Genomic DNA, 11,561 nt, shown 5'->3' on the forward strand with positions numbered 1-11,561 from the left:
CGGACCCCGTCTGGACACTGTCCCGATAGGGACTTATTGATGCAAGGAGGCGTGCAGCTCCTGCAGCGGGTAGACCTGGAAGCCCAGGCCCTGGCGCAGGAATTGCATGCCTTCGACCGCCGCGCGGGCGCCCGCGATGGTCGTGTAGAAGGTGATGCGGTTGGCCAGCGCCTGCGTGCGGATGGTGCGCGAGTCGGCGATGGCGTTGCGGCGCTCTTCGACGGTGTTGATCACCAGCGAGACTTCGCCGTTCTTGACCATGTCGACGATGTGCGGACGGCCTTCGGTGACCTTGTTGACCACCTGGACCGGAATGCCCGCCGCCTCGATCTCGGCGGCCGTGCCGCGCGTGGCGACCAGCTTGAAGCCCAGGTTGTGCAGGCCGCGGGCCACTTCGACGGCGCGCGGCTTGTCCTGGTTCTTCACGCTGATGAACACCGTGCCCGATTCCGGCATGCGCACGCCCGCAGCCAGCTGCGACTTGACGAAGGCTTCGCCGAAGCTGCGGCCCACACCCATGACTTCGCCGGTGGACTTCATCTCGGGGCCCAGGATGGTGTCCACGCCCGGGAACTTCACGAAGGGGAAGACGGCTTCCTTGACGGAGAAATACGGCGGCACGACTTCCGCGGTGACGCCCTGCTGGGCCAGGGTGCGGCCGGCCATGGCGCGCGCGGCGATCTTGGCCAGCTGCAGGCCGGTGGCCTTGGACACATAGGGCACCGTGCGCGAGGCGCGCGGGTTGACTTCGAGCACGTAGACGTCGCCGCCCTGGACGGCGAACTGCACGTTCATCAGGCCGCTGACGTTCAGGGCGCGGGCCATGGTGGTGGTCTGGCGCTTGATCTCGGCCACGATATCGGCCGACAGCGAATAAGGCGGCAGGCTGCAGGCCGAGTCGCCCGAATGCACGCCGGCCTGCTCGATGTGTTCCATCACCCCGCCGATGAAGACCGTCTCGCCATCGGCCAGGCAGTCCACGTCGACTTCGGTCGCGTTGTTCAGGAAGCGGTCCAGCAGCACGGGCGAGTCATTGCTCACCTTGACCGCCTCGCGCATATAGCGCTCGAGGTCCTGCTGCTCATGGACGATTTCCATGGCGCGGCCGCCCAGCACGTAGCTGGGACGCACCACCAGCGGATAGCCGATCTCGGCGGCATGCGCCAGGGCTTCGGCCTCGGTGCGGGCGGTGCGGTTGGGCGGCTGGCGCAGGCCCAGCTTGTTCAGCAGCTTCTGGAAGCGCTCGCGGTCTTCGGCCACGTCGATGGACTCGGGGCTGGTGCCGATGATGGGCACGCCGTTGGCCTCCAGGGCGCGCGCCAGCTTCAGCGGCGTCTGGCCGCCGTACTGCACGATCATGCCGACCGGGTTTTCCTTGTGCACGATCTCCAGCACGTCCTCGAGCGTCAGCGGCTCGAAATACAGGCGGTCGGAGGTGTCGTAGTCAGTGGAGACGGTTTCCGGATTGCAATTGACCATGATGGTCTCGAAACCGTCTTCGCGCAGGGCCAGCGAGGCATGCACGCAGCAGTAGTCGAACTCGATACCCTGGCCGATGCGGTTCGGGCCTCCGCCCAGCACGATGATCTTCTTGCGGTCGGTGGGCTGCGCCTCGCACTCTTCCTCGTAGGTGGAGTACATATAGGCGGTACGGGTGGCGAACTCGGCCGCGCAGGTGTCCACGCGCTTGTAGACCGGGCGCACGTTGAGCTGGTGGCGCAGCTTGCGGACCTCGGATTCGGAAGAGTCCAGCAGGAAGGCCAGGCGGCGGTCGGAAAAACCGCGGCGCTTCAGTTCGAACAGCGTGGCGTAGTCCAGGTCGGACAGCGTCTTCTGCTCGAGCGCCAGCTCGATGTCGACGATTTCCTTGATCTGGGCCAGGAACCAGGGATCGATGTGGGTGAGGTTGTGCACCTCGTCGAGCGTGAAGCCCTGCGCGAAGGCATCGCCCACATACCAGATACGCTCGGGACCGGGCTCGCCCAGTTCGACCTGCAGCTTCTCGCGGTCGGTGGTTTTCTGGTTCAGGCCGTCCACGCCGACTTCCAGGCCGCGCAGGGCTTTCTGGAACGACTCCTGGAAGGTCCGGCCCATGGCCATGACTTCGCCGACCGACTTCATCTGCGTGGTCAGGCGGGCATCGGCCTGCGGGAATTTCTCGAAGGCAAAGCGCGGCACCTTGGTGACGACGTAGTCGATGGTCGGCTCGAAGGAGGCCGGAGTCGCGCCGCCGGTGATCTCGTTGCGCAGCTCGTCCAGCGTGTAGCCCACGGCCAGGCGGGCCGCGACCTTGGCGATGGGGAAACCCGTGGCCTTGGAGGCCAGCGCCGAGGAACGCGAGACGCGCGGGTTCATTTCGATGACGATCATGCGGCCGTTCTTGGGGTTGACCGCGAACTGCACGTTCGAGCCGCCCGTGTCCACGCCGATCTCGCGCAGCACCGCGATGGAGGCGTCGCGCATGATCTGGTATTCCTTGTCCGTCAGCGTCTGCGCCGGCGCGACCGTGATCGAGTCGCCGGTGTGCACGCCCATGGGATCGAGGTTCTCGATCGAGCAGACGATGATGCAGTTGTCCGCCTTGTCGCGGACCACTTCCATCTCGAATTCCTTCCAGCCCAGCAGCGACTCTTCGATCAGCAGCTCATTGGTGGGCGAGGCTTCCAGGCCGCGGCGGCAGATGGTCTCGAACTCTTCGGCGTTGTAGGCGATGCCGCCGCCGGTGCCGCCCAGCGTGAAGCTGGGGCGGATGACGACCGGGAAACCCGAAGTGCCGATTTCGGCGGCGATGCGGCGCTGGACTTCCCAGGCCTCGTCCATGCTGTGCGCCACGCCCGACTTGGCCGAGGCCAGGCCGATGTCCGTCATGGCCTGCTTGAACTTCTGGCGGTCTTCCGCCTTTTCGATCGCGTGCTCGTTGGCGCCGATCAGCTCGACGCCGTATTTGGCCAGCACGCCGTTGTGCGCCAGGTCCAGCGCGCAATTCAGGGCGGTCTGGCCGCCCATGGTGGGCAGCAGGGCGTCGGGACGCTCGCGCTCGATGATCTTCTCGACCGCCTGCCAGGTGATGGGCTCGATGTAGGTCACATCGGCCGTCTCCGGGTCGGTCATGATGGTCGCGGGGTTGCTGTTGACCAGGATGGTGCGGTAGCCCTCGGCCTTGAGCGCCTTGCAAGCCTGCGCGCCCGAATAGTCGAACTCGCAAGCCTGTCCGATGATGATCGGGCCGGCGCCAATGATGAGGATGCTTTTTATGTCTGTACGCTTGGGCATGGTGGAATCTTTATTTCTGGCCGGCCATCAGGCTGATGAACTTGTCGAACAGCACGATGATGTCGTGCGGGCCCGGGCTGGCTTCGGGGTGGCCCTGGAAGCAGAAAGCCGGGCGGTCGGTCAGCTCGAAGCCCTGCAGCGTGCCATCGAACAGCGAAATGTGCGTGGCGCGGGCATTGGCCGGCAGGCTGGCGGCATCGACCGCGAAGCCGTGGTTCTGGCTGGTGATGAAGACGCGCTTGGATTGCAGGTCCTGCACCGGATGGTTGGCGCCATGGTGGCCGGTCTTCATCTTGACGGTCTTGCCGCCGACGGCCAGGCCCATGATCTGGTGGCCCAGGCAGATGCCGAATACCGGCAGCTTGCGCTCCAGGAAGGTGCGCGTGGCCGCGATGGCGTAGTCGCAGGGCTCGGGATCCCCGGGGCCGTTGGCCAGGAAGACGCCGTCCGGATTGAGCTTGAGGACGTCTTCGGCGGACGTTTGCGCCGGCACCAGCGTGATGCGGCAGCCACGGTCGGCGATCAGGCGCAGGATGTTGTGCTTGACGCCGAAGTCATAGGCCACGACGTGGAAGCGATCTTGCGCAGGCTGGGTGTAGCCTTCGCCCAGTTGCCAGGTGCCCTGGGTCCAGGAGGTGGTTTCCTTCTGGGAGACGACCTTGGCCAGGTCCTGCCCGGACATGCCGGGAAAGGAACGCGCCAGCTCGACGGCGCGGTCGGCATCCTCGCCCACGAGGATGCAGCCGCCTTGCGCGCCCTTTTCGCGCAGGATGCGGGTCAGCTTGCGGGTATCGATACCCGCGATGGCGACCACGCCTTGCGCCGTCAGGTAGTCGGGCAGGGATTGGGTGGCACGGAAATTGGATACTCGCGCGGGACAGTCGCGCACCACAAGACCAGAGGCGTAGACACGATTGGCCTCGACGTCTTCAGCATTGACGCCGGTATTGCCAATATGAGGATAGGTCAGGGTCACGATCTGACCACTGTAGCTCGGGTCGGTGAGGATTTCCTGGTAGCCCGTCATGGCGGTGTTGAACACCAGCTCGGCTACCGTATGACCCGGCGCGCCTATCGATACGCCCCGAAAAATGGTACCGTCCGCCAAAGCCAGAATTGCAGGAGGGAAGCGGTTGATCCCCTCGGGAAAAAGTTGCGGCAGCACAGTAAACCCCGGTTTCAGAATCGATAATCAAACTTTCAGATTATACCCTGAACGGCCAATTTCCGGCTCTTTTCGGTGAAAAACCGCGCCAATCATGGCCGAAATCATCGAACCGTCTTTTTTGTCCGCTGGCGCCCGGCCCGCGGAAAAGCGCCCTCCGCGGCGACGCGGCGCCCGGTAAGCGGCGGATGCTACCCTAGGGGTCAAGATCAACCCCTGACTTGCAATGCCCATGCCCTCTCAGCTTGAAGCCCTGCGCCGCCACACCATTGTTGTCGCCGACACCGGCGATTTCGAGACCATGCGCGCGCTGCGTCCCACCGACGCCACCACAAATCCGTCCCTTATTTTGAAGGCGGTGCAGAAAGACGCCTACCGTCCCTTGCTCGAACGGACGGCCCGCGAGCACCGCGGCGCCGCGCCCAGCGACATCACCGACCGGCTGCTGGTGGCCTTCGGCCGCCAGATCCTGGACATCGTCCCCGGCCGCGTCTCCACCGAGGTCGATGCCCGGCTGTCCTTCGACACCCGCGCCACCGTGGAGCGCGCCCGCGGCATCATTGCCCTGTATGAGGCGGCCGGCGTGCCGCGCGAGCGCGTGCTGATCAAGATCGCCTCGACCTGGGAAGGCATACAGGCGGCCCGGCTGCTGCAAGAAGAAGGCATCCAGTGCAACCTGACCCTGCTTTTTTCGCTGGTGCAGGCCGCCGCCTGCGCCGAAGCCGGCGTGCAGCTGATCTCGCCCTTCGTCGGCCGCATCTACGACTGGCACAAGAAAGCGGCCGGCGCTCAGTGGGACGAGGCCGCGCAATCCGGCGCCAACGATCCGGGCGTGCAGTCCGTGGCCCGCATTTTCGATTACTACAAGGCCTACGGCATCACCACGGAAGTCATGGGCGCAAGCTTTCGCAACGTGGGGCAGATCCTGGCGCTGGCCGGCTGCGACCTGCTGACCATCAGCCCGGAGCTGCTGGCCCAGCTCGATGCCACCGAGGGCGATGTGCCGGCGCGGCTGGCCCTGCCCGCCGAAGGCAGCGCTGCGCCGCCGCGGGTGCCGGACGGCGAGATCGCCTTCCGCACCCTGCTCAACGAGGACGCCATGGCGAGCGAGAAGCTGTCGGAAGGGATACGGCTGTTCGTGGCCGATGCGCGCAAGCTGGATCAGTTGATCAGCCAGGCCGCCGCCTGAGAGGCGGCGCGGCCCAGCCGCCTGCCGGCGGCCGCGGGGCCTTTCTGTTGACGCGGGCGTCCTGCACGGGCAGGACGGCTTCTTAGAGCTTTTCCGTCTCGCCCGAACGCGGCTGCCATTTCATGAGGCGTTTTTCGCCCAGGCCCACCAGGTAGTCGAGCACCAGGGCGAAGGCGGTCAGCACCACGATGCCGGCGAACACCGTATTGACGTCGAAAGTGCCCTCGGCCTGCAGGATGAGATAGCCCACGCCGCTGGCCGAGCCCAGGTACTCGCCCACCACCGCGCCCACGAAGGCCAGGCCCACCGAGGTGTGCAGGCTGGAGAAGACCCAGCTGGTGGCCGAGGGCAGATAGACGTGGCGCAGCAGCTGGCGGCGGCGCGCGCCCAGCATGCGGGCGTTGTCCAGCAAGGTCGGGCTGACCTCGCGCACGCCCTGGTAGACGTTGAAGAACACGATGAAGAACACCAGCGTCACCGCCAGCGCCACCTTGGACCAGATGCCCAGGCCGAACCACATGCCGAAGATGGGCGCCAGGATGACGCGCGGCATAGAGTTGGCCGCCTTGATATAGGGGTCGAGGATGGCGCTGGCCGTGGGCGACAGGCCCAGCCACAGGCCGCAGCCCAGGCCGGCGACGGTGCCGATCACGAAGGCCAGCACGGTTTCGGACAGCGTGACCCAGAGATGCTTGTAGATGTCGCCGGCCGTCACGAACCAGGACCAGATGCGGTCGGCGACCTTCAGGGGCTCGCCGAAAAAGAAGGCCACTTTGCTGTCGCGCGAGGCCAGATGCCAGGCGAGCAGGATGACGACCAGCAGCAGCAACTGCCAGAAACGCAGGCTGGCCGAACCGGGTTTGATCAACTTAGACATGGTTTTCAGGCTCGCTTCTGCTGGGCATAGCCTTTCAAGACTTCTTCGCGCAGCACGCCCCAGATAGCCGCGTGCAATTCCACGAAGCGGGGGTGCATGCGCACTTCGGCCACATCCCGCGGACGGGGCAGGTCGATGATGAACTCGCCGATGGGATGCGTGCCCGGCCCGGCCGACAGCACCACCACGCGGTCGCTCATGGCGATGGCCTCGTCCAGGTCGTGCGTGATGAACAGCACCGCCTTGCGCCGCGCCATCCAAAGATCGAGCACCTCGTTTTCCATGAGCTGCCGGGTCTGGATGTCCAGCGCGGAAAACGGCTCGTCCATCAGGATGATGTCGGGGTCGCGGATCAGGGTCTGCGCCAGCATGACGCGCTTGCGCATGCCGCCGGACATCTGGTGCGGATAGCGGTGTTCGAATCCCCCCAGGCCGACACGGCGCAGCCATTCGCGCGCCTGGGTCTCGGCCTGGCCGCGCGGCATGCCGGCGAACTCCAGGCCGGCCATGACGTTGTCCAGCGCATTGCGCCAGGGCAGCAGCGCCTCGCCCTGGAACATGTAGCCGGCTCGGGCATTGATGCCAGACAAGGTCTGGCCGAATACCCTCACCTGCCCCGACGAAGGCGCAAGCAAGCCCGCGCCGACGTTCAGCAGGGTGGACTTGCCGCAGCCCGTGGGGCCGACCACGGAGACGAATTCGCCGGGGGCGACCGCCAGCGTGGTATCGGCCACCGCGGTATAGCGCTGCTTGCGGTCATCGCGCGACACAAAGGTGCAGGTGATGCCTTCCAGCGAGAGTGCAGCTTCAGCCATTGGGATACTTCTCGTTGGCCCGGCGGGTGAAATCGTTGGTCCAGACCTTGGCGGTGTCGATCTTGGCCAGGTCGATCTCGCCGGCGTAGGCGGCCAGGGCCTTGGCCGCGGTGGCCGCGCCGTCCTCGGGAATGACGCCGTCGGGCGACAGGCCTTCCAGGCTGGCCGCGATAGCCGCCTTGTAGATGGCCGGATCGCCCAGCAGATAGCTGGCCGGCACGGTCTTGGCGATTTCTTCGGCGCCGGCCTTCTGTATCCACTTGTCGGCGCGCACGATGGCGTTGGTCAGCGCCTGTACCGTGTTCGGGTTGGCGTCGATGAAGGCCTGGGGCGCATAGAGGCTGCCGGCCGGCATGTTGCCGCCGAAGATTTCCCGGGTGTCCTTCAGGGTGCGGGTGTCGACGATGATCTGCATGTCGCCGCCCGAGGTCAGCATGGACACCACCGGATCGGTGTTGGACATGGCGTCGACCTGGCCGCTGCGCAGGGCCGTCACGGCGCCGGCGCCGGCGCCCACGCCGATGAAGGACACATCGCTGGCCTTCAGGCCATGCTTGGCCAGGAAGAAGCTCACGACCATGTTGGTCGAGGAGCCCGGCGCGGTCACGCCGATCTTCTTGCCCTTGAGGTCGGCCGCGCCCTTGTAGTTGGGCAGCGCCTTTTTGGAAACACCCACGCCTATCATGGGCGCGCGGCCCTGCAGCACGAAGGCGCGATAGGCCTGGCCCTTGGATTGCATGGCGATGGTGTGCTCGAAGGCGCCGGACACCACGTCGGCGCTGCCGCCCACCACGGCCTGCAGGGCCTTGGAGCCGCCCGCGAAGTCGGCGATGCTGACGTCCAGGCCTTCATCCTTGAAGTAGCCTTTGATTTCGGCGATGGTCAGCGGGAGATAGTAGATCAGGGGCTTGCCGCCCACGGCGATCTGGACTTTGGCTTTTTCGAGTTTCTGCGCACGCACGATGGCCGGCGCCATGCTCATGGCACCGGCCGCGCCGGCGAGCTTGAGCAGATCACGACGAGTGACTGACATCGGTTGTCTCCTGTATGCCGCCCGCGGGCGGCGAAAGGACGGGCAGCCGGCATGGCCGCCTGTCTCCGGGGCCGGTCCGCTTCCCAGCGCCTCAGGTACTGATTGCGCCGGTCTGCGCCAGCTGTTCAATCGCCGCTGCATCATACCCTAGCGACTTCAGGACAGCCTCGGTATGTTCCCCTAAACGCGGGCCCAGCCAGCGCGTGCCGCCCGGCGTGGCCGACAGCCTGGGCACCACGGCCGGCAGCTTGACGGGGCTGCCATCCGGAAAATAATGCTGCTCTATCATGCCGCGCGCCAGGAACTGCGGGTCGGCGAACATGTCGGCCACGCTGTAGATCTTGCCTACCGGCACATCGGCCTGGCGCAGCGCGCGCAAGGCGCTGTCTATGGTCTGCCCGTCGCACCAGGCCTGGATGGCGCCGTCGATCTCGGCCACGCGGCGCGCCCGGCCATCATTGCGCGCCAGGTCCGGATCGTGCGCCAGGTCTTCACGGCCCAGGGCCAGCATCAGGCGATGGAAGATGGCGTCGCCATTGCCGGCGATGACGATGTTCTGCCCATCGGAGGTGGTGTAGGTATTGGACGGCACGATGCCCGGCAGGGCCCCGCCGGTGCGCTCGCGCACCACGCCGGCCACGTCGAACTCCGGCACCAGGCTTTCCATCACGTTGAACACCGATTCGTACAAGGCCACATCCACCATCTGGCCTTGTCCGGCCTGGCAAGCCTCGCCCGTCTTGCCGTTCCAACGTCCGCCGGTGGCGTCGCGATGCCGCAGCGCCATCAGCGCGCCGATCACGGCATGCAGCGCCGCCAGCGAATCGCCGATGGAAATCCCCACGCGCACGGGGGGGCGGTCCGGATGGCCGGACACATAGCGCAGGCCTCCCATGGATTCGCCGATCGCGCCGAAGCCGGGCTGGTCGCGCATGGGGCCGGTCTGCCCGTAACCCGAGAGGCGGACCATGATGGTGGCCGGATTGACGGCACGCAGATCCTCATAGCCCAAGCCCCATTTTTCGAGCACGCCAGGCCGGTAGTTCTCGATGATGATGTCGGCCTGCAGCGCCAGCTGGCGCGCGATCTCGCGGCCGCGCGCATCCTTGAGATTCAAGGCGATGGACTGCTTGTTGCGCGCCTGCACCGTCCACCAGAGGGAGTTGCCCTCGTGCAGATGGCGCCAACTGCGGATGGGGCCGCCGCCGCCTTGCCCCTGAGGACCGGGCGGCGTCTCGACCTTGATGACGTCGGCGCCGAACTCGCCGAACATGCGCGCGGCGAAAGGGCCGGCGATGAGCGTGCCCAGTTCGAGCACCTTCAGGCCTTGCAAGGCTGACATTTGTCTCTTCCCCCCGGCTGTTTATGACTGTGGCCATGACCGCCCAGCGGGCCGACGGTCATGGTCAGGCAAAGGCAGACCCCGGGGCCCGGGCCCTAGGTCGAGCGGCGTTCCATCAGTGCCCAGGCGATGGTGCCGGCATCCACGTATTCAAGCTCGCTGCCGGCGGGAACCCCGCGCGCCAGCCGCGTGACCCGCAGGCCGCGCTCGGCCAGGGCCTCGCCCAGGAAATGGGCGGTGGTCTCGCCTTCGGCCGTGAAGTTGGTCGCCAGGATGACCTCCTGGACCACGCCGTCACAGGCGCGGTCCAGCACGCGCTGGAAGTCCAGCTCGCGCGGGCCCACCCCCTCCAGCGGCGCCAGCCGCCCCATCAGCACATAGTAAAGGCCGCGATAGCCATGGCTGGATTCGATGACATTCTGGTCGGCCGGCGTCTCGACGATGCACAACTGCGTGGCATCCCGCTTGGGGTTGGCGCAGATGACGCAGATGTCGTCCTCGGTGAAGCTGTTGCAGCGCGCGCAGTGGCGCAGGTTCTGCACCGCGCCGGCCAGCGCGCGGCCGAGCAGGTCCGCCCCCTGCAGATCGTGCTGCAGGAGATGGTAGGCCATGCGCCGGGCCGAGCGCACGCCCACGCCGGGCAGGCGGCGCAGGGCCTCGATCAGGGCGACCAGCGGTTCGGGTTCGGGAAGCGAGTTGTCCATCAGGACAGGCGGTCTCAGAACGGCAGTTTCATGCCCGGGGGCAGCGGCAGGCCGGCGGTCAGGGCGGACATTTTTTCCTGGGAGGTCGCCTCGGCCTTGCGCAGCGCGTCGTTGAACGCGGCGGCCACCAGGTCTTCGAGCATGTCCTTGTCGTCGGCCAGCAGGCTGGGGTCGATGGCCACGCGCTTGACGTCGTTGCGGCAGGACATGGTCACCTTGACCAGGCCGCCGCCGGCGGCGCCCTCGACCAGGATGTCGGCCAAGGCTTCCTGGGCCTTTTTCATGTTTTCCTGCATTTGCTGGGCTTGGCGCATCAGGCCGGCCAGTTGTCCTTTCATCATGATGTGTCTTCCTTGGGGAATAAGGGAAACGCCGGCCTCAGGCGGCCGGCGGCTCGACGGCGCGCACCGAATTCGGCACGACATGCCCGCCAAAATCATTGACCAGCGCCTGCACGAAAGGATCGGCGGCGACGGCCTCCTCGGCGGCCTGCTGGCGCGCGGCGCGCTCGATGCGCGCCACCGCATGGGCGGTGGCGTCGCCCGTCACGCCCACTTCGATCTCCAGGCGCAGGCTCTGGCCGAAATGCTCGCATAGCACCGTCTGCAGGCGCACCCGGCTTTCGCTCTCGGCCAGCGTGCGCACGGCCACGCGCAGCACCACCGCATCGCCCTGGACGCCGGCCCATTCGCTCTGGCGGGCCAGTTCGGCGGCCAGCCCGGTGACAGGCAGGCGCGCAGCCAGCTCCGGCCAGTTCTGGGCCGACATATCGGCAAGGCGGGCGCGCGGCTGGCGCGGCGCGCGTGGCTCGGCCATGGCGCGCACCGTGGGCGCGGGCGCGGCTTCGGTCGCCAGGGTCTCGAAATCGTCGTCCGGGTCTTGCATATAGGCCTGGGAGCCCGCCCCTTCGGCATCGTCGGGAATGGCTTCATCGACCCAGGAGGGCGGCCCGTCGTCGGGCGGGGCGGCCTCGGCCGCCGGCTCATCCGTGGGCGCGGGCGGCGGAGCGGCCTGCCGCGGCGGCTCGGCGGACGCGCTGGCCTTGGCGATGGCGGCCTGGGCCGCCTGTTCGGGGCTGTCTTCCCAGGGCGGCACGGGTGTCGCGGTCGCCGGGACACTGCGCGCCAGGGCGGCGGCCGGCGGACGGGGTTCGGCGGGAGGCT

Annotated in this window: 10 protein-coding genes; 1 reads left to right on the forward strand and 9 read right to left on the reverse strand. The window is 66.8% G+C overall.

Annotated features, from left to right (window positions below):
- Nucleotides 1-33: 33 nt before the first annotated feature.
- Nucleotides 34-3,273, reverse strand: coding sequence for a carbamoyl-phosphate synthase large subunit (gene carB / locus AXA74_RS12580; protein WP_029577475.1), 3,240 nt, complete (start codon nt 3,271-3,273; stop codon nt 34-36).
- A 10-nt stretch (nt 3,274-3,283) separates the two neighbouring features.
- Nucleotides 3,284-4,438, reverse strand: coding sequence for a glutamine-hydrolyzing carbamoyl-phosphate synthase small subunit (carA, locus tag AXA74_RS12585; protein WP_029577476.1), 1,155 nt, complete (start codon nt 4,436-4,438; stop codon nt 3,284-3,286).
- Between the two features lie 232 nt (nt 4,439-4,670).
- On the opposite strand from carA, the gene tal reads away from it, so the two are divergent.
- Nucleotides 4,671-5,627, forward strand: coding sequence for a transaldolase (gene tal / locus AXA74_RS12590; RefSeq protein WP_029577477.1), 957 nt, complete (start codon nt 4,671-4,673; stop codon nt 5,625-5,627).
- Between the two features lie 82 nt (nt 5,628-5,709).
- Here tal and AXA74_RS12595 read toward each other — a convergent pair whose 3' ends face one another.
- The 7 genes from AXA74_RS12595 to AXA74_RS12625 all read right to left on the reverse strand — a co-directional run.
- Nucleotides 5,710-6,504: an ABC transporter permease gene (locus AXA74_RS12595; RefSeq protein WP_029577478.1), complete on the reverse strand. Its 795-nt coding sequence runs from the start codon at nt 6,502-6,504 to the stop codon at nt 5,710-5,712.
- 5 nt (nt 6,505-6,509) lie between these two features.
- Entirely contained in the window at nt 6,510-7,319 is an 810-nt protein-coding gene (locus AXA74_RS12600) for an ABC transporter ATP-binding protein (RefSeq protein WP_029577479.1), read from the reverse strand.
- The gene (locus AXA74_RS12605; protein ID WP_029577480.1) at nt 7,312-8,352 is read right to left on the reverse strand and encodes an ABC transporter substrate-binding protein; all 1,041 of its coding nucleotides are present in this window, start codon (nt 8,350-8,352) and stop codon (nt 7,312-7,314) included. Before AXA74_RS12605 ends, AXA74_RS12600 begins: the two co-directional genes overlap by 8 nt.
- Before the next feature lie 91 nt (nt 8,353-8,443).
- Nucleotides 8,444-9,694 (reverse strand): CaiB/BaiF CoA transferase family protein, encoded by a 1,251-nt coding sequence (locus AXA74_RS12610; RefSeq protein ID WP_032979802.1) that lies wholly within the window; start codon nt 9,692-9,694, stop codon nt 8,444-8,446.
- 95 nt (nt 9,695-9,789) lie between these two features.
- Nucleotides 9,790-10,398: a recombination mediator RecR gene (recR, locus tag AXA74_RS12615; RefSeq protein ID WP_029577482.1), complete on the reverse strand. Its 609-nt coding sequence runs from the start codon at nt 10,396-10,398 to the stop codon at nt 9,790-9,792.
- Nucleotides 10,399-10,412: 14 nt separating this feature from the next.
- The gene (locus tag AXA74_RS12620; RefSeq protein ID WP_029577483.1) at nt 10,413-10,739 is read right to left on the reverse strand and encodes a YbaB/EbfC family nucleoid-associated protein; all 327 of its coding nucleotides are present in this window, start codon (nt 10,737-10,739) and stop codon (nt 10,413-10,415) included.
- A gap of 37 nt (nt 10,740-10,776) precedes the next feature.
- Nucleotides 10,777-11,561: DNA polymerase III subunit gamma/tau C-terminal domain-containing protein (locus AXA74_RS12625; RefSeq protein WP_282956251.1), on the reverse strand; the 785-nt coding region annotated here is incomplete at its 5' end.

This window comes from Bordetella hinzii LMG 13501 (assembly GCF_001548475.1).
Classification (GTDB): domain Bacteria; phylum Pseudomonadota; class Gammaproteobacteria; order Burkholderiales; family Burkholderiaceae_B; genus Bordetella; species Bordetella hinzii.

Coding starts and splice junctions, on each gene's coding strand:
- carB (WP_029577475.1), bottom strand. CDS start 3,273: ATGCCCAAGCGTACAGACATAAAAAGCATCCTCATCATTGGCGCCGGC.
- tal (WP_029577477.1), top strand. CDS start 4,671: ATGCCCTCTCAGCTTGAAGCCCTGCGCCGCCACACCATTGTTGTCGCC.
- AXA74_RS12595 (WP_029577478.1), bottom strand. CDS start 6,504: ATGTCTAAGTTGATCAAACCCGGTTCGGCCAGCCTGCGTTTCTGGCAG.
- AXA74_RS12600 (WP_029577479.1), bottom strand. CDS start 7,319: ATGGCTGAAGCTGCACTCTCGCTGGAAGGCATCACCTGCACCTTTGTG.
- AXA74_RS12605 (WP_029577480.1), bottom strand. CDS start 8,352: ATGTCAGTCACTCGTCGTGATCTGCTCAAGCTCGCCGGCGCGGCCGGT.
- AXA74_RS12610 (WP_032979802.1), bottom strand. CDS start 9,694: ATGTCAGCCTTGCAAGGCCTGAAGGTGCTCGAACTGGGCACGCTCATC.
- recR (WP_029577482.1), bottom strand. CDS start 10,398: ATGGACAACTCGCTTCCCGAACCCGAACCGCTGGTCGCCCTGATCGAG.
- AXA74_RS12620 (WP_029577483.1), bottom strand. CDS start 10,739: ATGATGAAAGGACAACTGGCCGGCCTGATGCGCCAAGCCCAGCAAATG.